The organism is Pseudoduganella sp. R-32 (assembly GCF_049913245.1).
Classification (GTDB): Bacteria; Pseudomonadota; Gammaproteobacteria; order Burkholderiales; family Burkholderiaceae_D; genus Rugamonas.
In genome coordinates this window covers 1948659-1969479 of sequence record NZ_CP183987.1, presented here as the reverse complement: position 1 = coordinate 1969479, position 20821 = coordinate 1948659, and the positions used below count along the sequence as shown (strand labels likewise).

The following is a 20821-nucleotide window of genomic DNA, read 5'->3' as shown; positions in this document are numbered from 1 at the left end:
CTCGCGGCCGCAGTGCTTTCCCCGCTTACTTGCGGGTGACCAGCTGCAGCGAGCTGTCGTTGATTTCGAACTTGTGCGATTTCAGCATGTTGATGACTTCCGCACCGGCCAGCAGCACCGGCCCATACCCGTGAGCAGCGAACACATTGATCGGGCGGTAATAATAAAAGGCAGGATCGAATCCCATGCCGGTACCGACGCAAGTGCCCTCCACCTGACCCTTGGCGTTGACTTTGGTGGCGACAGCATTCCAGGCCAGCATGACGGCCGGAGCGTAGGCCATGCGGTCGATATAGCCCTTGTTGATGGCGCGCGCCATCGAATAGGCGTAGATGGCGGTGGCGGAGGTTTCGAGATAGCTGTCCGGGCGGTCCAGCAGCTGGTGCCAGAAGCCGGTGCCATCCTGGTATGACGCCAGGCCCTTGACGTGCGCGCGCAATTGCTTGAGTACCGCCTCGCGGCCCGGATGGTCTTCCGGCAGAACGTCCAGCACTTCCACCATCGTCATCACCGCCCAGCCGTTGGCGCGGGCCCAGTGAAATTCCGGATGTACTTCCATGCCTTGCACCCAGCCGTGCATGTAGGTGCCCTTCTGGGGATTGAACATGCGCTGCGAAAACTGCAGGATCTGCTTGACCGACTCGTCGAAGTATTTGCGCTCGCCGGTCAGCTTGCCCAGTTGTGCCCAGGCCGGCACGCCCATGAACATATCGTCCAGCCAAAGGGTATCTGGCTGCGGGCGCAAACGTGCGAGCGTGCCGTCGGCCAGGCGATGCTCCTTGCTGCCGATGAAATTACGGCAGGAATCGAGCAGCGGCGTTACATCGGCTTGCAGGCCGTTGCGCTTGGCCTTGACGAAGGCTGCGCACAGCGCCCCGATATCGTCCAGTGCGTGCGGTTCCAGCGTGCGCAGCACCGGGGACTTGGCTTGCGGATTAGCCTTCAGGCGCGCCAGGGTCGGCCTGGCCAGGCCGGCCAGCAGGGCCACGCGCTTATTGGTGTAATCCACGTAGCGCTGTTCGCCGGTGGCGGCGCCGGCTGCCAGCATGCCCGCGTAGGTGACGCCCCACTCGTAGCTGGTGAGCCGGTAATCGCCCTGGGCGAATACCGTATTGTCGTCGATCTTGCTGAAATCCCTGATCTCCTGCTTGGTGTTCTGGTCGATCACCTTGGCCGGGGTCACCGCGTCGAGGTAGGTGAAGACGCGGTCCAGCACTTTGCTCACGTCCGCCACGGTCGGCGCACCGTACGGGGTCGGGTAGTCCGGCTTCATCAGGTGCAGCGGCGCTGTCACGTCGTTGAGCGGAGCTTGCGGGGCAGCATACGCCGGCAACGCCAGCGCAACCAGGACAGCGGTTAGCAGGTGGTTCTTTCGGTTCATTCGTTTGTCTCTCGTTGTTATCACTTCAGCAGGTAAACCTTGAAATCGCGGATCTGCTGGTGCGAATGCGTGCTGCGGAAGCCGAAGTGGCCCTCGCGCAGCGGCTCGGCATCGCGCCAGTTGAAGTATTCTTCGCCGTCCACCGTCATGCGGGTGCAGCCATCGCGCACCGCAATCTCGATGGCATATTCCCTGTTCGGCTGCAGCAGGTGCGCGGCATCGTTGCGCTCCGCCAGCAAGACGCGTTCGCCCTTGCCGTCATATTTACGAAAACGTGTTGTGGTATTGCCGTTGCCGCCAATGCCAGCGTAGTAGAGTGACAGGTTGTCGTATTGCGCGAACGTGCCGTCGCGGGTAAATAGCTTGCGGTTGGCGGGATCGCTGGCCATCCAGAACTGGTTCATGTCGGACAGGCGGTCGTTCGTCCCACCGGCCATGACCACCTTGCGCTTGTAGCTGACCAGGATATCGCCCTTCAGCTTTGGCTTGAACCACAGCGTGGCGTCGCCCGGCAGGTCCATGACCAACCGGCCCTTGGCGGCGCCGATGCGAGCCGCCGGCGCCCTGGATGCGCCGCGCCTGTACTCCGCCTGCCACTGCGCCAGTCCCCTAGTGAAATCGTCGGCATACAGCAGCTTCCCGTGCTCGCCGGAAAAGGTGCAGACTTGCGGTTCCCGCTGGGAGAGCCAAGCGGCAACCGGATTTTCGGGCAAGGACTTCAGGGCCGCGACCACGCTTTCGGCATTGAAGCGCGCGCCGGCGTCATTGGTATGCGTACGGGCGTCGGAGAAGAAGGTATTGACCGCTGCAGCCCCCAGGCGCCGGTAGCCGTCGCTGACCGTCATGGTGAGGTCTGCGAACAATGCGCCTTCGCGCGCAGCGACTTCGCGGTCCCATTCGGCAAAATTGGCAAAGTCGCGTCCCTGCTCCCAGGCATCCCGGTGCGGCACAGGCGACAGCAGCACCACGCGCGCTCCGCGCGCCTTCGCGTCCTGCACGTAGCGCGACATATACCAGCCGAAGGTATGCACTTGTTCCTGGCTGCCGTCCGGGCGTGTATCGGTGACGGTTTCCGGACCGGTACCGGGGGCCGATGCCCTGTTCTTGTTGGCCGGGTCGCCGATGCGGCCGCCATCGTTGTGGCCGAACTGGATCAACAACACATCTCCGGTCTTCAACTGGCCCAGCACGCGCTCCCAGCGTCCTTCGGTGAAAAAGGTGCGGCTGCTGCGTCCGCCTATCGCATGGTTCACGACGTTCACACGCGAAGTATCGAAGTAAGGCGCGATGCGTTCACCCCAGCCGATGGCGCCGTTCTGGCCGCCGCTCCGGACGGTGGAATCGCCCACGATGAAAATGCTGGGCAGGCGCGGATCGCGCGGCTGCTCGCCCTTGATCCTGGCGGCATCCACCACCGGACGCTCGTCCTCGGCGGCGGCGATGCTGTCCGCGCGCGGCGACAGCGCGGCAAGCAGCATCGGGAGCCGCAGCGCCTTGATGCCCGCCACCACGGTGCGCGCATTCAGTTCGGCGCCGGCAAGGTTGGTATGCACCCGCTCATCCGGCGTCACCTGCGGGAACAGCTTCGTCACCTCGTCGCGGCCCAGCGCATCGTACTGGCGCGCCACCTGTTCGTTCAGGTCGATGAAACCCACATTCTGCTGGCGCGCCACCGCCTCCGCCCAGCCGGCGTAATCGCCGCGGGCCCGCGCCACGCGGCCTTCCGCATCCCAGGCTTTGCGCGGGATCGGCGACGCCACCACCGGCGTCGCGCCGTGCTCGCGGATCGCGGCGATGTACATGCGCAGGTACCAGCCGTAGCTGCGCACCGTTTCGTGCTTGCCGGTCAACAGGTTGTCAATCTCCTGGCTTTCGTCACCAAATCCGCGGATGGTGCCGCGCGCACGCGAGGTATCGTTGATGGCCGAACTGTCGTTGTGCCCGAACTGCATGATTACCACGTCGCCCGGCTTGACCAGCGCCAGCGTGTTCGCCCAGTGACCGCTCGTCAGGTAGGTGCGGCTGCTCAAGCCGCCCACGGCGCGGTTCACCACATTCACCCTGGCAGGATCGAAATAGGCCGCAATCGGATTGCCCCAGCCCCACTGCCCTTGCGGTCCCTTGCCCTGGCCATCGTCGCGGCCATTGCGCACGGTAGAATCCCCGATCAGGATCAGCGACGGCAATGCCGGGTTGCCAGGTTCCGGCAGCGTAACCTGGGCCCGCGCGGGGTCGGTGTTGACGGCAGCGGGAGGCTGCTGTGCGCAACCCGCCAGCAGGAAGATGTAGGCGGCGGCGCTGGCAAGCGCCTTCTGGAAGCTGTTCATGCGGCCAATTCTAAGCGAGCGCGTTTCGGCCAAAACGCCCCCGGTTTAAAGAATCAAGAAAATGAGCAATATGATCAAAAGAAAGCGCCGACAATCAAATTCCTTCAACAGGCGATGCAGACCAAGATGAAACGATTGACCACCTGCGCCATGCTGTGCGTGGCGTTTTTCCTCTCCACCACTGCGCAGGCGCAGATCGGCAAGCGCTTCGCTTCCGAGCGCAAGGTCGTCAAGGACCCGGTTACCGGCACCATGCTGACCTTCCTCACCAGCCAGCCGCATGGCGACGCCAAGATCTACCCGACGCACCCTCAATGGACGTCCGACGGGAAATGGCTGGTGTTCCGTTCCAACCGTGTGCGCGGCGAAGCGATGGCCGTCAACGAAGCGACCGGGGACCTGGTGCAGGTGACCGAAGGCGGCTACATTGGCATGCTTAACCTGGCCCGCAAGGCGATGAAGCTGTATTTCATGCGCAAGGACGGCACGCCGGGCCGGGTGCAGATCGTTGAAGTCGACCTGGGACAGGTCCTGGCCGACAGCCAGGCAGGCGCCATGCAGCCTGCAGCCAGCTACCAGCGCGTGGCAGGGATCACGCCCGCAGAGCTGGAGGCCGGCGGCGACATGGCCTTGGATGCGGACGAGGAATGGGTCTATTTCAGGGTCGGCAAAGAGGCTGCAGCCCCCCACCTGAAGCCAGGCACCAGGATCGAACCCAATTTCGGCCCGCGCAATATGGGCGCCGGGCCGAACGGCATCGCGCGCATGAACCTGCAGACGGGAGAAATCCGCCACGTAGTGTCGGTCCCCTTCCAGATCGGCCATATCCAGGCCAACCTGTGGCAGGCGGGCGAGATCGTCTTCTGTTGGGAGACCGGCGGCAAGTCGCCGCAGCGCACCTGGACCGTGCAGGCCGACGGCAGCGGCTTGCGCCCGCTGTATCCGGAAGCGCCGTATGAATGGGTAACGCACGAGGCGGTGATCGGCAAGGACGAGGTGGCGATGGCCATCATGGGCCATCGGCCCGTGGCGGGCGGCGGAGGCGGTGTCGCGGCGCCGGCCACCGGTGTGTATGGCGCAAATCCTGGCCAGGATGCCGGCTGGGGCAACAGCGGCACGCGCGAAAAACCAACCGGCCTTGCCATCGTCAACCTGCGCACCCGTGAAATGACCATCGCCGGCCAAACCCCTTCAGGCAGCGGCCTGTGGCACGTGCATGGCTCGCCCGACGGCCGCTTTGCCGTCGGCGACGATTTCAGCCGCAGCCTTTACCTGATCGACCGCCGTACGCGCGAGATGATCATGCTGACCACCGGCCACAAGGACACCGCCCAGGATCATCCCCATCCGACCTTCAATGCCGACGGGACGAAGATCGAGATCCAGTCGGCCATGCTGTCACCCAACGGACGCTCGATGAATATCGTGGTGGTGCCGGTGCCCGAGGAATGGCTGAAGCGGAAATGAGGCGTGGCGCCGCCTCAGTCGAGAGGCGTCACCGTCACCGCGCGCAGCTCGTACGGCGTGCCCTCCAGCTGGAAGCCGATGCGTCCCTCGCGCGGCGCCGCCCCGCTGATGCGGTTCTGCAGCACGCCGTTGATGGTCACTTCGATCACGCCGTCGCGGCTGACGATATCGGCGGCATTCCACTCCCCTGCCGGCTTCTCGCTGGCTGGCGCAATATGTGCCTTGAGCGCCGGCTTGTCGCCGGTCAGTGGTTCGGCGAAGCTGGCGCCCGCCATCGGCAGCAGGTCGCCCACAGCGCCGAACTTGGTCTGGACCTGCTGGCTCAGAGGCCAGACGCGGTCCAGCGGGCCGTCGCTGATGTGCAGCAGCACGCCGCCGTTGCCGGTCTTGCCCGGCCAGCGCCATTCCACGTGCAGCTTGTAGTTGCGGTAGCTGGCCTTGGTCGCCAGGAAGCCGAGCGGCGAACCGCTGGCCGCAATAACGCCGCCCGGCTGAACGTTGAATACGCTGTCGATCGCCGCCGCGGGCTCCGTGCGCAGTTCCCATCCGCTGAAATCGCGGCCATTGAACATATCGGCTGCCGCCGCGCCGCCAGCCAGGGCCAGCGCCAAAGCCGCAACAAGAATTCGTCGATTCACCACCTGGACTCCCTATGAAGAAAACACTGCTGTTCCTGATCCTGTCCGCCGGCGCCCTGCTCGCGCAAGCCGCCGAACTGCCATTGTGGCCCGAAGGCGTGCCGGGTGCACGCAATATCGGCGCCGAAGTACGCAAGGACGGCTATATCTCCAATACCAGCGTGCCGACGCTGACCGTCGTTCCCGCCGCGATCGACCGCCCCAACGGCACCGCCGTCATCATCGCGCCGGGCGGGGGCTACGTGCGGCAGTCCGCCATGCGCGAAGGCTACCAATATGCCAACTGGCTCAGCACCCTCGGCGTCACCAGCTTCGTACTGAATTACCGGATGCAGGAGTTCGGCCACCCGGCCCCGCTGCAGGACGTGCTGCGCGCAGTCCGCCTAGTGCGCTCGCGCGCAGCCGAATTCGGCATCGACCCGAACCGCATCGGCGTCATGGGCAGTTCCGCCGGTGGCCACCTGGCGGCCAGCGCCGGCACCCTGTTCGACCATCCCGCCGGCCGCACCGGCGCAGCGCTCGACGCCGTCAGCGCGCGGCCCGACTTCCTGGTCCTGATGTACCCGGTGATCACGCTGGACGGCCCAGCCGCCCACCAGGGTTCGCGCAAAGCCTTGCTTGGCGCGGCACCGTCGCCGGACCTGATCGAGCTGATGTCGCTTGAGAAGCAGGTCACCCCGCGCACGCCGCCGACGCTGCTGATCCACACCCAGGCTGACCAGTCGGTGCCGGTCGAGAACAGCGTCCTGTTCTACCAGGCCCTGACCCGCCACAAGGTGCCGACTGAAATGTATTTGTTCGAACAGGGCTCGCACGGCATGGGCATGCGCGACAACCTTGGCACGGCTTCGGCCTGGCCAAGGCGCGCCGAGGAGTGGCTGCGCGCACGCGGCCTGCTGGCGACGCCTCAAGCGAAGTAGAACATCGGCTGCAGGGGCCATTCGCGGGGACGGTTGCCGGGCACCGTCTCCATCAGGTCCGCCATGTAATCCCACCATTTGCGCATGACCGGCTGCTGCGGCAGTGCATCGATGCTGTGATCCGGCCTGAGTTTGAGGACCGCAAACAGGTGCAGCGTCTCTTCGTCGAGGAAGATCGAATAGTCGTAGATCCCGGCCTCTTCCAGCGCCTGCGCCAGGTCTGGCCACAGTTCATCGTGGCGGCGGCGGTATTCTTCCACCATGCCGGGTTTCAGCTTCATGCGGAATGCTCGGGTCGTCGTCATGTCTTGTCCTGTTCCTCAAAACTCCTTTTCGATGGATCCACCCTCGGCGCAGCCGGACGCACGATGAAGCTCCCTTGCGGCAGGCCTTGCACGCCGCGGGCGTCTTCCATCTCGAGCGGCGCACCCAGTTCCAGCCGGCTGTTGGTGATGCGCCAGCCGTCGATGTCGTACAGATGGCCGCCTTTGGCAGCCTGAATTTCCAGCTTGTCGAGGGTAAAGCGCTGCAGGGGCGCCTCCTTGTAGCCACTGACTTCAAAGGCCGTGGCAGCGCCGGTTGCCTTGATCTTCCTGACCTCCACGTCGTGGAAATGCGCGATGCCTTTTTCGCGCGGCACCGGCGTCGCCAGCACTTTCCAGTACGGCGGCACGTCTTTCATCCCGGGCGGTATGGCGGCGTAACTGTAGCTGGGGTTCCAGTTCATCGTAATGCGCAGAACCACCGCAACGTCCTTCATCGTGAAGTCGTGCAGGCGCAGGTTCTCGCCGAAGCCTCCGCGTGTGTGGGCCGACTTGAACAGGATGCCGACGGGTACCGCGCGCTCCACGGTGATGTTGTAGGCCTCCACATTGCGGAAGCCTCCGGCAGTCTCGCTGCCGAACGTGATGCCGGCGGCGCCGTCGCGCACGATGGAATTGCGAATGATCACGTCTTCCGTCGGCCGCGCCACACGCTGGCCGTCCGCGTCGCGGCCAGCCTTCATGCAGAGTGCATCGTCGTTGACGGCGATATCAGCGTTCTGCACCAACACCTTGCGCGACGAATCGATGTCGATGCCGTCCGTCGACGGCCCGCGCCCGCCCTCATTGTTACGGATGGTGACGCCGTCCACCGTCACGTTCTCCGAATAGCAGATATGCAGGGTCCAGAAGCCGGAACGGCGCAGAAGCAGGCCGCCGCCCACCCTGACGTCATTGCTGTTGAAAACCTGCACCAGGCGCGGGCGCTGGGCATCGTAATCCGATGCCCAGCGCAGGCCGCGCGGCTCATATTGCTTGCGCAGCGTCCAGTAGCTGTGCCAGAAAACCTTGCCGTCGCCATCGATCGTGCCCTCGCCTTCAATCGCCGCGCCCTTCTGCCCATAGAGGTTGACCAGCGCGGCCGGCCAGCTCATTTCGATGCCGGCAATGCGGGTCGGCATGACGGGATAGTCCTCGATGCGCTGGGACCCGAGCAAGGTCACGCCCTTGCCGATGTACAGCGTGACGCCGGATTTGACGAAGATCGAGCCGGTCAGGTAAATGCCGGGCCGGAAGCTGACGGTGCCGCCGCCCTTCGACGCGGCAGCATCGATAGCGCGCTGGATAGCGACCGTATCCGGCGTGACACCGTCGCCTTTCGCACCAAATTCGGCCACCGTGGCGGCACTTGCCGCGTGCGCAGCGCCACAGGCCTGGGCCAAGGCCAGCAGTACGGCGGCAAGGTAGCGCAGCACGCCTTAAACGATGCCGCTGCTGCTGGCGCCGGCCTTGGCCGGGCGACGCACCGCCGCCTGTTCGCGATAGCCGGAAGCACGGTATACCGCAACCGGATCGATTGCGCCGCCGGAGCGCAGCCTTGCCATGGCCAGGATCGGGCTGACGTCCGTGCGGTAGGCCTGCTTCAGCGTCTGCGCGGACTGCAGCACGTCGTTCGCTTCCTGGTAGCGGCGCAGCGCCGCGCGGTCGACCAGGGCCGCCTGCACGAAGGCGCGCTGCACTTCGGCCGCGCTATTCATCAGGCTTTCGATCGGATCGGTGACATTGTGCGACTGGTCCAGCATATAGGCGGGCTGCAATGCCGTATCGCGCTGCGCAGCATCGGCCAGCTCGTTAAACACCAGGAACAGCTGAAACGGGTTGATGCTGCCCGAATCCAGGTCGTCGTCGCCGTACTTGCTGTCGTTGAAGTGGAATCCGCCCAGCTTGCCGAACTGCGCCAGCCGCGCGACGATCATTTCGATATTGGTATTGGGCGCGTGGTGACCCAGGTCAACCAGGCATTTCGCCTTCTCGCCCAGTTGCTGCGCGCAGGCAAAGCTGGTGCCCCAGTCGGCGATGGTGGTGGCGTAGAAGGCCGGCTCGAACAGCTTGTGCTCGATGAATACCTGCCAGTCCGCCGGCAGCGCGCCGTAGATGTCGCGCATGCTGTCCAGGTAACGCTCCAGCGCCCCGCGCAGGTTATGCTGCCCCGGGAAGTTGGCGCCATCGCCCACCCATACCGTCAGCGCCTTCGAGCCCAGCGCCTTGCCAAGCTCAATGCATTCGATATTGTGCGCAACGGCCTGCGCGCGGGCTTCGGCACTCTGCGCAGTCAGGCTGCCGTACTTGTAGCTGTGCTGCTGGCCCGGCTGGTCCTGGAAAGTATTGGAATTGACCGCATCGAAGCCCAAGCCGTACGACGCAGCCTGCTCGCGCAGCGCCTTCGGGTCGTCGGTACGGTCCCAGGGGAAATGCAGCGAAACAGTCGGCGTGGCGCGCGTCAGCTGGTGGATCACGCCGCAGTCTTCCACCTTCTCGAACACATTGCGCGGCTCCCCTTTGCCCGGGAAACGCGCGAAGCGGGTGCCGCCGGTGCCGACGCCCCAGCTGGGCAAGGCCACCGCAAATGTTTGCGCCACGGCGGTGAGCTGCTCTATATCAACGCCGCGCCGCCCCAGCATGCCGCCCAGGGCTGCGTAATCCGCATCCAGTCCCGCCTGCAGGGTGGCGTTATGTTCCGCCACCTGGTCCTGCTTGACTACTGCCGTCATCATGTCTCCTTGTTGCGCCGCTTATCGTGTGAAGGCTGCCGCGTTGCCGGCATCGACATTGAGCACGTTGCCGGTACTCTTGCCAGCCTTGTCGCTGGCCAGGAAATACACCGCTTCCGCAATGTCTTCCGGCAGCACGCTGCGTTTCAGCATGCTGCGGTCGCGGTAGAAGGCCTCCACGTCGTCCGCATCGATCTTGTTCGATTGTGCCCGTTCCTGCTTCCATTTTCCATCCCAGATCCGCGAGCCCCGGATCACAGCATCCGGATTGACCACGTTGACACGGATGCCGTGCGGCGCGCCTTCCAGCGCCACGCAGCGCGCCAGGTGGATTTCCGCCGCCTTGGCGGTACAGTAGGCCGACGCGCCGGCAGACGCCACCAGCCCATTCTTGCTGGCGACGAAGACCATGCTCCCGCCCAGCTTCTGCTGCTTCATGATGCGGAAGGCGCCGCGGCTGGCGAGGAAGTAACCCTTGACCAGGATGTCCTGGTTGCGCTGCCAGATCTCCAGGGTGGTTTCCTCCAGCGGCGCAGACGACGCGATACCGGCATTCGACACCAGCAGGTCCACACCGCCGAAGCGCAGCGCCGATTCGCGCAACACCGCTTCCACCGCCGACTCGCTGGTCACGTCGGCCACGATGCTCGCCACATTGTCCTTGCCGGCCACCCTGGCCAGCGCCTGGTGCGCCTCGGCCAGCACATCGTTGTCGATATCGGTCAGCAGCACGCAGGCGCCCTCCTGCAGCAGCTGGCGCGCCACCGCCTGGCCGATGCCGCCGGCGCCGCCCGTCACCAAGGCAATGCGCCCGGCCAGCGACTTCGGCTTGGGCATGCGCTGCAGCTTGGCTTCTTCCAGCAGCCAGTATTCGATGTCGAAGGCCTCCTGCTCCGGCAGGCCGACGTAGCTGTCGACGCCATTCGCGCCGCGCATCACGTTGATCGCGTTGACATAGAACTCGCCGGCGATGCGGGCGGTTGCCTTGTCCTTGGCGAAGGACAGCATGCCTACGCCGGGAATCAGGTAGATGATCGGGTTGGCGTCGCGCACTGCGGGGCTGTTGGCCCGCTTGCAGCGCTCATAGTAGGCCGTGTAGTCGGCGCGGTAGGCTTCCAGGCTGGCATCCAGTCCCGCCACCAGCGCCTCGAAATCCGGACGGGCAGGATCGAAGTCGATCACAAACGGACGGATCTTGGTGCGCAGGAAGTGGTCGGGGCAGGACGTGCCCAGCGCAGCCAGCGGCTTCAGGTCGCGGCTGCAGACGAATTCCAGCACGGCGTCGCTGTCGTCGAAGTGGCCCAGCTTGAATTCGGTCTTGCTGATTTTCCCGCGCAGGATGGGCATCAGGCGCGCGGCCAGGTCGGCGCGCTCCTGCGCAGCTATCGGCGCGATCGCCGCGCCGCCGAAGACCGGCTGCCGGATGTTCGCGGCCAGCCATTCCTCGGCGCGCTTAATGATGGCCAGCGTGGTTTCGTAGCAGGACTTGGCGCTGTCGCCCCACGTGAACAAGCCGTGGCCCTCCAGGATGATGCCCTTCAGCTCCGGCTGGCTTTGCGACAGGGCCTCCAGTTTCAGGCCCAGGTCATAGCCCGGGCGCTGCCATGGCAGCCAGCCCAGTTCACCTTCGAAGATCTTCTGCGTCAACGCCTTGCTGTTGGCGCAGGCCGCAATTGCGACCACGGAATCGGGATGCATGTGGTCTACATGCTTGCGGTCGATGTAGGCATGCAGCGGCGTGTCGATCGAAGCCGCGCGCGGATTCAGGTTGAAGGTGCAGTGCGGCAGGTAGCCCACCATCTCGTCTTCGTGCTCAAGGCCGCGATAGCGCTGCTTGAGCGCCTGCAGCTTGTCCATGTACAGGGTCGAGAAACCGTCGTTCCTGATGCTGCCCAGGTCACCGCCGGAGCCTTTCACCCACAGCACTTCGACCTGGCCGCCGGTCAGTGGATCTTCCATCATCACCTTGGCCGAGGTGTTGCCGCCGCCGAAATTGGTGATGCGCAGGTCCGATCCGAGCAGGTTGGAACGGTACAGCAGCAGCTCCGGCTCGCTCATGGCGGCCGCCTTCGCATCGTCCCACAGCGATGCAATCGCCGCCTTCTGCCTTGAATCTTGCATTACTTTCTCCGTATTGGTTGGTTGATTTGCCTGGAAACCAGTAGAAATCAGGCGCCGGTGGAGTGTCAATGCGAAAGCAATCAACATGATGACCAAGAACGAAATAATCATATCGTTGATCGCATTTGGTTATCAGTCACAGCAAATCCCGAAATAATCAGCGAATTGATCATCACTTGATTGACCTGTGCCGGCGGATTGATTAGCCTCGATTTAATAAAGTAGCCACCCGGCCCGGCTCCGGAACCGAGGGAAGGCACAACATAAGGAGACGAAGATGGTGAATCACAAGCGCCGTAAACGTTTGCTCAAGCTGCTCGCGGAACATACGACAGCCAGCGTTCCGCAACTGGTCGAATGGCTTTGCGCCTCGCCTGCCACGGTGCGGCGCGACATCAGCTGGCTGGCCGCCCGCAACCTCCTGACGCGTACCAGGGGCGGCGCAGCCAACCTGCCGCAGAAAAAGCGCGGCTTCCCGCTCACGAGCGAAACCTTCCAGAACAACATCCAGTGCCATGCGGAGCGCAAGCGCGCCATTGCACGCTATGCCGCCAGCATGTGCGGCGATGGCGAAACGATCATCATCAACGGCGGAACGACGACCTTCATGATGGCCGAGTTCCTGACCGACAAGCACCTGAAGATCCTGACCAATTCCTTCCTGATGGCGGAGCGCCTGCTGGTCTCGAGCGATAACGAAATCATTCTCCCGGGCGGAAAAGTGTATCGCGAGCAGAACGTGATTCTCAGCCCCTTCGACAACGACATCACCCAGCACCATTACGCCGCCAAGATGTTCATGAGCGTGTACGGCCTGTCCCTGCTTGGCCTGATGGAGGCCGATCCGCTCTTGATCCAGGCCGAGCAGCGCCTGATCAGCCAGGCCGAGGAACTGATCGTGCTGGCCGACAGCTCCAAGTTCGCCAAGAAAGCGGGCCTGATCCTGTGCGGCCTGAATCGCGTTTCGACTGTTATCACCGACACCAATGCCTCCGACTACGCCGTGCAGCTGCTGGAACAATCCGGCGTCAACGTTGTCACGGTGGCGCCAGAGGCACTGCCGCAAACAATCAGCCCAGCCGCATTCGCACCCAACTTCGACTTCCAGCCTGCAGCGCTTTACCACACGGAGACTTCGCATTGAAATCCAGGAGATTAGTCATTGCGGCCTTCGCCGCAGGCATGCTGGCGGCCGTCGCCGGTTGCACCCAAAAAGCGCCCGAGAAAATCCGCATCGCGATGGTGGTCAAGAGCCTCGGCAACGGTTTCTTCGATGCCGCCCATGCCGGCGCCAACGAGGCGGCGGCACAGTTGAAGAACGTGGAGATTATCTACACCGGCCCCACCACGCCCAGCGCGGAAGGCCAGATCGAGATCATCAACTCTTTGATCAGCCAGAAGGTTAGCGCTATCGTGATCTCGGCCAACGACCCGAACGCGTTGGTGCCGATCGCCAAGAAGGCCATGCAGCGCGGGATCAAGGTGATCTCCTTCGACAGCGGTCTGGCCGAAGAAGGCCGCCAGATGCACCTCAATCCTTCCAATGCGCAGCTGATCGGCCGCAAGCAGGTGCAGATGGCTTCCGACGCCATCGGCGGCGCGGGCGACATCGCGATCCTGTCCGCATCGGCCCAGGCGACAAACCAGAACATCTGGATCAAGGTGATGAAGGACGAACTGGCCAAGCCAGAGTTTGCCAAACTCAAGCTGGTCGCCACCGTGTATGGCGACGACCAGTCCGACAAAAGCTACCGCGAAGCCATCGGCCTGTTGCGCAGCAATCCCCAACTGAAAGCCATTATCGCCCCGACCACCGTCGGCATCAACGCAGCCAGCAAGGCAGTAGTGGACGAAAAGCTGGTCGGCAAGGTCTTCGTCACTGGCCTTGGCCTGCCATCGGAAATGGCAGGTCACGTCAAGAGCGGCGCAGTACGCGAGTTCGCGATCTGGAACCCGATCGACCTGGGCTACGCGGCAACGTATGCGGCCTACGGCTTCGTCAAGGGCGAGCCGGGAGCCAAGGCCGGTGGCAGCATCAACGCCGGCCGCATGGGCGCGATTTCGCTCGACGCGCACGGCGAAGCCGCCATGGCGCCGCCGTTCACCTACAACAAGGAGAACGTCGACCAGTTCTCCAGTATCTTCTGAGCGCCATGCAGGAAAACAAGGCACCAGTGCTGGAACTTTCTGGCATCAGCAAGCGTTTTGCCGGCATCGTGGCGCTGAACAAGGTCAGCCTCTCTGTACGCGCAGGCGAAGTCATGGCCTTGGTGGGCGAGAACGGCGCCGGCAAGTCGACCCTGGTCAAGACTCTCACCGGGATCTACACGCCGGACGAAGGCGTCGTTCGCCTCGCCGGCCAGGACGTGGCATTCACTTGTCCGCAGGACGCCATGCGCGCGGGGATCACTGCCGTGCACCAGGAAACCGTGATGTTCGACGAGCTGACCGTAGCCGAGAACATCTACGTCGGCCGCCACCCAAGCCGCGCGGGCCATATCGACTGGAAGCTGATCGAAGCGGAAGCGGAGCGTCTGTTCGCGCGGCTCGAAGTGTCGTTGCCGGTTCGCGCCCGCGTCAAGGACCTGAGCGTCGCGCAGCGACACTTCGTCGAAATCGCCCGCGCCCTGTCGCAGGAAGCGCGCGTGGTCATCATGGACGAACCGACCGCTTCCCTCTCGCAGCATGAGATCCAGGAGCTGTACCGCATCATCGGCCAGTTGCGCGCGGCCGGCACGGCGGTGATTTTCATTTCGCACAAGTTCGATGAGATATTTACCGTCGCCGACAGCTACACGGTGCTGCGCGACGGGCAGTTCATCGCTGCTGGTGCGCTGTCCGACATCGATGAAGCCGGCCTGGTCGCCCTCATGGTTGGACGGGCGGTGCACGAGGCCTACCCCAAGGCTAGCGTGGAGCCGGGCGAAGTGTTGCTGGAGGTGGAAGGCTTGTGCCACCCCACCGAATTTGACCAGGTCAGCTTCCAGCTGCGGCGCGGCGAGATCCTCGGCTTCTATGGCCTGGTCGGCGCCGGCCGCTCGGAAGTGATGCAGGGCCTGTTCGGCCTGACCGCCAACGTCAGCGGCAGCATCAGGCTGGAAGGCAAGGCGCTGCACATCCGAGGGCCGCTGGACGCGATCCGTCACGGCATCGCCTACGTGCCGGAAGACCGCCAGCACCAGGGCGCCCATCTGTCGATGCCGATTCTGCAGAACATCACGCTGCCGATCCTTTCGCGCGTTGGCTTCTTGCTGCGCCGGCGGCGTGCCGAGGAATGCGCAATTGCGCGCCACTACAGCGAGCAGCTGGAACTCAAGGCCAGCCACCTGCTGCAGAACGTGAGCGAACTCTCCGGAGGCAACCAGCAGAAAGTCGTGCTGGGCAAATGGCTGGCAACGCAGCCGAAGGTCATCATCCTGGACGAACCGACCAAGGGCATCGATATTGGTTCCAAAGCCGCCGTGCACCGCTTCGTCAGCAGGCTGGTCGAGCAAGGCTTGTCGGTCATTCTCGTCTCTTCCGAATTGCCGGAAGTACTGGGCCTGGCCGACCGCGTTCTGGTCATGCACAAGGGTCATGTGAAGCAGGTATTCAAGCGCGGTGAAGCCACGCCCGAGAACGTGGTGGCCGCCGCGTCAGGATTGGAGATGGAGACGGCATGAAGATATTGAAGCAACGCGAAGCCCAGCTTGCGCTTTCGATTGCCGCCCTGGCCTTGCTGGTCGGCTGGCGCGCGCCGGTATTCCTGACCGCGCCCAGCCTGGCCAACCTGCTGACCGACGGCACCTTGCTGGTCATGCTGGCACTGGCGCAAATGCTGGTGATTGTCACGCGCGGTGTCGACCTGTCGGTAGCGTCCACCCTTGCGCTCTGCGGCATGGCTGCCGCCCTGCTGGCGTCGCGCAATCCCGGCTTGCCGCTTGCCTTCGTCATGCTGGCGGCGACGGCTCTGGGCCTCGTGCTTGGCCTGCTCAATGGCTGGCTGGTCGGCTACCTTGAACTGCCGCCCATCGTCGTCACGCTAGGCACCATGAGCGTCTATCGCGGCCTGGTCTTCGTGCTTTCGGGCGGCGCCTGGGTCAATTCGCACCAGATGCCGGCGCAGTTCATTGCTTTCCCGCTTGAACGCCTGCTCGGCCTGACCCACCTGGTCTGGATCGCCGCAGCCACCGCGCTCGCAGCGTGGTACGTAGCGCGCCACAGCCGCTTTGGCCGCGACCTGTACGCCATCGGCAACGAGCCGGCGTCGGCGCGCTACGTCGGCATTCCGATCGCGCGCCGACTGCTGTGGACTTACGGCCTGTCCGGCGCCGTGGCCGGCCTGTGCGGCTACCTGTGGGTGGCGCGCTATGCCGTGGCCTATACCGAAATCGCTTACGGCTTTGAGTTCACCGTCATTGCAGCCTGCGTCATCGGCGGCATCAGCATTGCCGGCGGCTGCGGTTCCGTGACGGGCGCGGTCCTCGGCGCGCTGTTCCTCGCCGTGATCGGCAACGCCCTGCCGGTGGTCAAGGTATCGCCATTCTGGCAAAGCGCACTGACCGGCATCGTCATCCTGGTCGCGGTGCTGATCAATGCACGCGGCGGCCGCAGCAAAGGGCGCCAGATCCTGCAGCTGCACCTGAATAATCCCGCCAGGAGTGCCGCATGAACTCCGCCCAGACCATGACCGCTCCAAGCACCTCTCGCTACACCATCCTCGATCGTCCCGGCTTCCGGCTCGGCGCCCTGCTCGGGCGCTGGGAATCCATGCTCGCCCTGCTGCTCGTCGCGGTGTTCGCCGTCAACGGCACACTGCTGCCGCATTTCCTGGACCTGGACAACCTGGCCGACGGCACCTTCAACTTCAGCGAGAAGGCCCTTCTTGCGCTGCCAATGGCCCTGTTGATCATCTGCCGCGAGATCGACATTTCCGTGGCCGGCATCCTCGCGCTCAGCTCCGTTGCGATGGGCCTGGCCAACAGCGCCGGCTGGCCGCCGGAATCCCTGTTCCTGGTAGCCCTGCTGACCGGCATGGCATGCGGCGCCCTGAATGGCGTGCTGGTAACGCATTTCGCCCTGCCCTCCATCGTCGTCACGATCGGCACGGTGTCGGTGTTCCGCGGCCTCGCCAGCGTGGTGCTGGGCGACCAGGCTTTCACCGGCTACCCGCAGCTGATGGCCGACTGGGGCCAGGGCTATTTCTTCGGCGTCCTGCCGCGTGAATTCACCGTATTGCTGCTGTGTGCCGCCCTGTTCGCCTTCGTGCTGCACGCCACCAGTTGGGGGCGGCGCATCTACGCTATCGGCAACAACCCGGTGGCGGCGCGCTTTTCCGGCATCGCCGTGGAACGCTACCGCTTCATGCTGTTCGTCCTGGCGGGCGCCATGGCCGGCCTGGCCGCCTTCCTCCTGACCGGCCGCATAGGCAGCACGCGCCCCAACATCGCCATGGGCTGGGAGCTCGAAGCGATCACGATGGTGATCCTCGGCGGCGTCAGCATCGCCGGCGGCATCGGCACCATCGGCGGCGTGATGCTTGCCGTGTTGACGCTGGGTGCCGTCACCTTCGGCCTGTCGCTGGCTAACGTGCCTGGCATTTACATGACGATTGCCGTTGGCGTATTGCTGCTGGTGGCGATTGCCTTGCCGCGCCTGCTGCGCGGTCGCAAGGTGGCGAAATGAGCGACCGGCGCGCCACCGTCGTCCTCGACATCGGCAAGACCAACGCCAAGCTGACCCTGATCGCCGCTGACGGCAGCCAGCTTACCGAGCAACGCCGGTCCAATACCATCCTGCAGGATGGCCCCTATCCGCATCACGACACGGAAGGCATCTGGCACTGGATGCTGGGCGTGCTGCGCCAGTTTGCCGGCCAGGCCGCTATTGGCGCCATCGTACCCGTCACGCATGGCGCCACGGCGGCGCTGGTCAACCGCGACGGCCTGGTGCTGCCGGTACTGGATTATGAATACGTGCTTCCAGCCGCACACGTGCAACGCTACGATGCGCTGCGGCCTGCCTACACAAGCAGCTACTCGCCGCGCCTGCCCGCCGGCTTGAACCTGGGCAGCCAGCTGGCATGGCTGGCACAAGCCTACCCCGACGAGTTCGCGCAAACACAGCACATCCTGATGTATCCGCAGTATTGGGCCTGGCGCCTGTGCGGGGTGGCGGCGGGCGAAGTGACGTCGTTGGGCTGCCATACCGACTTGTGGCAGCCCGCAAGGCAGGCTTACACCGCCCTGGTGGAGCGCATGGGCTGGCATGCACTGCTGCCGCCCTTGCAGCCCGCCTGGCACGCGCTTGGCACGCTCAAGCCCGAACTGGCGGCGCAATCCGGCTTGCCGGTCGATTGCCAGGTACTGTGCGGCATCCACGACAGCAATGCGTCCCTGCTGCGCCACCTTGGCGCGCCTGCCGCCCCAGCCGTGCTCTCCACCGGCACCTGGGTCATCGCCGCCGCCCCCGGCATGGCGCTCGACGGCTTGCGCGAGAAGGCGGACATGCTGGCCAACAGCAGCGCTTTCGCGCAACCGGTGCCCTGCATGCGCTTCATGGGCGGAAGGGAATTCGGCGCGATCGCCAGCGGCACGGACGGCACACCGCCGACGGACTTCCTGGCAAGCGACCTGGCGGCCATCGTGCACCAGGCCACGTTCGCGCTGCCGGCATTCGCCCAGGCGGGCCCCTTCGCACGGCGCAATGGCGGCATTGCCGGACCGGCGCCGACGAGCGCTGCGGAACGTTCAGCCCTGGCGACGCTGTACCTCGTCCTGATGTGCGATTACTGCCTGGATGCGCTGGGCGTGCGCGGCGATGTGGTGGTCGAGGGAGCTTTTACCGGAAATGCGTACTTCGCTCCGGTGCTGGCAGCGCTGCGCACCGGCCACGTGCTGGCAACTAACGATACCAGCGGAACAACTTGCGGCGGCTGGCTGCTGCATCGCCGCGAAGGCACGCCCCAACTGCAGGGCCAAGCCGCCGAAGCGCTTGCGCTGGACGGCCTGCAAGCCTACCGCCAGCGCTGGCGCGAACTTATTGAGGGATGAGCATGACGCGTGCCGCAGCATCGCGCTCGGCATGCAGTACCTGGCCGTCGCTGGCCAATTCCACCACCTGGATGCTGGAGCGGCGCGTGCCCTTCCCGTCCGGATGCGTGAAATAGAACAGGAATGCGCGCTCGCCGCTGACCACTACATCCGGATGCCCACCGATCGCGCGGTCGTCCTCCCCATTGCCTGGCTGCTGCAGCAGGTAGCCCGGCTGGCGCTTCCAGTTCAAGGCGTCTGAGGAGCGGTACACGCCCAGGCCTTGCCAAACATCGGTCACCATCCACCAACTGTCCTTCCAACGAAATACCTTTGGCCCTTCACCGGCCTGGTCGCCGATGGCGCGGCCGCGGTCAGTCCATTTCACCAGGTCCGCGCTGTCTGCGAAATAGATCGACTTCTTGTCCGCCTCATTGTTGTACCACATGCGCCAGCCGCCTTCGGGCAGCGCTACGACGCTGGCGTCGATCACCTTCGGCACAGCCAACGGCACTTCCTTCGCATCGCCCCAGTTGCGCAAATCGCCGCTGGTCAGGTGAACGATATGGCGCGGATGCTTCCAGTCGTTGAAGACGCCCGGCACCACCGTCAGGAACATGTGATAGCGGCCATCGGGCGCACGCACCACGTCCGGCGCCCATTGCGTCGCACCGGCCCCGCCCAGCTCCTCCGGCAGCGTGATGTTGGCCGTGCCCACGTAGCGCCAATGCGCCCCCATATCATCCGATTCGGCAATGCCGATGCGCGTACCGTGGACCCAGGCGATATCAGCCAGGCCCGGGACGTTGGCACGGCGGTTGGTATAGAACATCCACCACCGCCCCACGAACGGATTCCAGATGACGACCGGGTCTGCCGCGCCGTCATGCACCGGGTCGCGGAACAGCGGTTTGGGGGCCACAGCCCCGGCATCGTCGGGCACCGGCTCGCCGAAATCCGGCGTACCGTCGGCGCGCCAGCGAATTGCCTGCGCACGGGTGTGGCGATTCTGGTCGAGCAGTGAATCGCCCTTGATGTCGCGGTAATTGCGCGCATGGTAGACCAGGATATCCGTCTTGCCGTCCGGTGTTGTGGTAAAGGAGTTATGTCCCGGTCCGAACTGGCCGTTCGCAACGCTGCTGCGCAGTACCGGCTCGGGCGACTTGCTCCACGAGCGAGCGTCGAGCAGGTCGGCATCGTCGCGCGCGGTCAGCATCCCCAAGGCATAGTTCGCGTCCGTCGCGCTGGCGGAATAAGTCACGAACACGCGCCCGTTGCGCACCAGCGCAGCCGGTGCCTCGTTCACGTTATGGCCTTTCTTCTCCCACGCGAAATCGGGTGTCGACAACATGGTTGCCGGGCCCTTGATCGACAGCGGCGAATCCATCTTCGCGATATAGATGTTGGTCGCCTTCCTGGCAGGATCGGGATCGCTCTGCGTCCACAACAGGTAGCGCTGGCCGCGCAACGCGAAGGTGGTGGCATCGAGAGAGAAGGACTCCCTGCCGGTCTTCAGTTGGCCGCGCTCTATCCACTCGCCCTTGAAGGGATCGGGCGAACTATTCTCCAGCACGTACAAGCGGATTTCCCAGATCGCATCCGAACGGCCGGCCGTGAAGTAGATGTACCACTTGCCGCCGATCTGGTGCAGCTCGGGAGCCCAGATATGCGCGCCCATTTCGCCTTTCGCATGCTTGCGCCAGACCACATGTGCTTCGGCCTTGCCCAGGCCTTCCAGCGTGGGCGCGCGGCGCAGCTCGATGCGGTCATATTCTGGAACGGTGGCGGCGAGATAGTAATTGCCGTCGTCCTGCAGCAGCACCTGTGGATCGGCGCGCTGCAGGACCAGGGGATTGGCAGACGCCTCCCCCATCGCCAGCAAAGCCAGCAAAACTACAAGGAAGCGTGCAACCATCTTACTCC

At 64.3% G+C, this 20821-nt stretch carries 16 protein-coding genes; 8 read left to right on the top strand and 8 right to left on the bottom strand.

Annotated elements, in window-relative coordinates; translation table 11 throughout:
• Positions 1-25: 25 nt before the first annotated feature.
• Entirely contained in the window at positions 26-1381 is a 1356-nt protein-coding gene (locus ACN9MU_RS09090) for a glycoside hydrolase family 88/105 protein (RefSeq protein WP_426344449.1), read from the bottom strand.
• A gap of 20 nt (positions 1382-1401) precedes the next feature.
• Positions 1402-3708, bottom strand: a complete 2307-nt coding sequence (locus ACN9MU_RS09085) for a DUF6250 domain-containing protein (RefSeq protein WP_426169881.1) — start codon at positions 3706-3708, stop codon at positions 1402-1404.
• A 126-nt stretch (positions 3709-3834) separates the two neighbouring features.
• Here ACN9MU_RS09085 and ACN9MU_RS09080 point away from each other — a divergent pair, with 126 nt between their 5' ends.
• Positions 3835-5175, top strand: a complete 1341-nt coding sequence (locus ACN9MU_RS09080) for a hypothetical protein (RefSeq protein WP_426344448.1) — start codon at positions 3835-3837, stop codon at positions 5173-5175.
• A 14-nt stretch (positions 5176-5189) separates the two neighbouring features.
• Here ACN9MU_RS09080 and ACN9MU_RS09075 read toward each other — a convergent pair whose 3' ends face one another.
• Complete coding sequence (locus ACN9MU_RS09075) at positions 5190-5813, bottom strand: 3-keto-disaccharide hydrolase (RefSeq protein WP_426344447.1); 624 nt, start codon at positions 5811-5813, stop codon at positions 5190-5192.
• Between the two features lie 14 nt (positions 5814-5827).
• Between ACN9MU_RS09075 and ACN9MU_RS09070 the strand changes: the two genes are divergently transcribed.
• The gene (locus ACN9MU_RS09070; protein ID WP_426344446.1) at positions 5828-6733 is read left to right on the top strand and encodes an alpha/beta hydrolase; all 906 of its coding nucleotides are present in this window, start codon (positions 5828-5830) and stop codon (positions 6731-6733) included.
• Here ACN9MU_RS09070 and ACN9MU_RS09065 read toward each other — a convergent pair.
• Genes ACN9MU_RS09065 through ACN9MU_RS09050 form a run of 4 tightly spaced genes read right to left on the bottom strand, consistent with a single transcriptional unit; the run spans position 6721 to position 11888 of the window.
• Positions 6721-7038 (bottom strand): L-rhamnose mutarotase, encoded by a 318-nt coding sequence (locus tag ACN9MU_RS09065; RefSeq protein ID WP_426321803.1) that lies wholly within the window; start codon positions 7036-7038, stop codon positions 6721-6723. The two genes, ACN9MU_RS09070 and ACN9MU_RS09065, sit on opposite strands and share 13 nt — an antisense overlap.
• Complete coding sequence (locus ACN9MU_RS09060) at positions 7035-8471, bottom strand: glycoside hydrolase family 28 protein (protein WP_426344445.1); 1437 nt, start codon at positions 8469-8471, stop codon at positions 7035-7037. The genes ACN9MU_RS09065 and ACN9MU_RS09060 overlap by 4 nt, the downstream gene beginning before the upstream one ends.
• 3 nt (positions 8472-8474) lie before the next feature.
• Complete coding sequence (gene rhaI / locus ACN9MU_RS09055; RefSeq protein WP_426344878.1) at positions 8475-9767, bottom strand: L-rhamnose catabolism isomerase; 1293 nt, start codon at positions 9765-9767, stop codon at positions 8475-8477.
• A 21-nt stretch (positions 9768-9788) separates the two neighbouring features.
• Positions 9789-11888: a bifunctional rhamnulose-1-phosphate aldolase/short-chain dehydrogenase gene (locus ACN9MU_RS09050; protein ID WP_426344444.1), complete on the bottom strand. Its 2100-nt coding sequence runs from the start codon at positions 11886-11888 to the stop codon at positions 9789-9791.
• 277 nt (positions 11889-12165) lie between these two features.
• On the opposite strand from ACN9MU_RS09050, the gene ACN9MU_RS09045 reads away from it, so the two are divergent.
• The 6 genes from ACN9MU_RS09045 to ACN9MU_RS09020 are packed head-to-tail and all read left to right on the top strand — an operon-like array spanning position 12166 to position 18919.
• Positions 12166-13032 (top strand): DeoR/GlpR family DNA-binding transcription regulator, encoded by an 867-nt coding sequence (locus ACN9MU_RS09045; protein WP_426321797.1) that lies wholly within the window; start codon positions 12166-12168, stop codon positions 13030-13032.
• 38 nt (positions 13033-13070) lie between these two features.
• Positions 13071-14036 carry a rhamnose ABC transporter substrate-binding protein gene (gene rhaS / locus ACN9MU_RS09040; RefSeq protein ID WP_426172152.1) on the top strand — a complete coding sequence of 322 codons (966 nt, stop codon included), beginning with the start codon at positions 13071-13073 and terminating at the stop codon, positions 14034-14036.
• Between the two features lie 26 nt (positions 14037-14062).
• Entirely contained in the window at positions 14063-15550 is a 1488-nt protein-coding gene (locus tag ACN9MU_RS09035) for a sugar ABC transporter ATP-binding protein (protein WP_426169861.1), read from the top strand.
• Positions 15547-16539: an ABC transporter permease gene (locus ACN9MU_RS09030; protein WP_426344443.1), complete on the top strand. Its 993-nt coding sequence runs from the start codon at positions 15547-15549 to the stop codon at positions 16537-16539. The genes ACN9MU_RS09035 and ACN9MU_RS09030 overlap by 4 nt, the downstream gene beginning before the upstream one ends.
• A complete protein-coding gene (locus tag ACN9MU_RS09025) occupies positions 16536-17552 on the top strand; it encodes an ABC transporter permease (protein WP_426321791.1) in 1017 nt (338 codons plus the stop codon). Before ACN9MU_RS09030 ends, ACN9MU_RS09025 begins: the two co-directional genes overlap by 4 nt.
• Positions 17549-18919 (top strand): FGGY-family carbohydrate kinase, encoded by a 1371-nt coding sequence (locus ACN9MU_RS09020; RefSeq protein WP_426321789.1) that lies wholly within the window; start codon positions 17549-17551, stop codon positions 18917-18919. Before ACN9MU_RS09025 ends, ACN9MU_RS09020 begins: the two co-directional genes overlap by 4 nt.
• Here the strand turns inward: ACN9MU_RS09020 and ACN9MU_RS09015 are convergent.
• On the bottom strand, positions 18906-20813 hold the full coding sequence (locus tag ACN9MU_RS09015; RefSeq protein WP_426321787.1) for a family 43 glycosylhydrolase: 1908 nt from the start codon (positions 20811-20813) through the stop codon (positions 18906-18908). The genes ACN9MU_RS09020 and ACN9MU_RS09015 overlap by 14 nt on opposite strands.
• Positions 20814-20821: the final 8 nt, after the last annotated feature.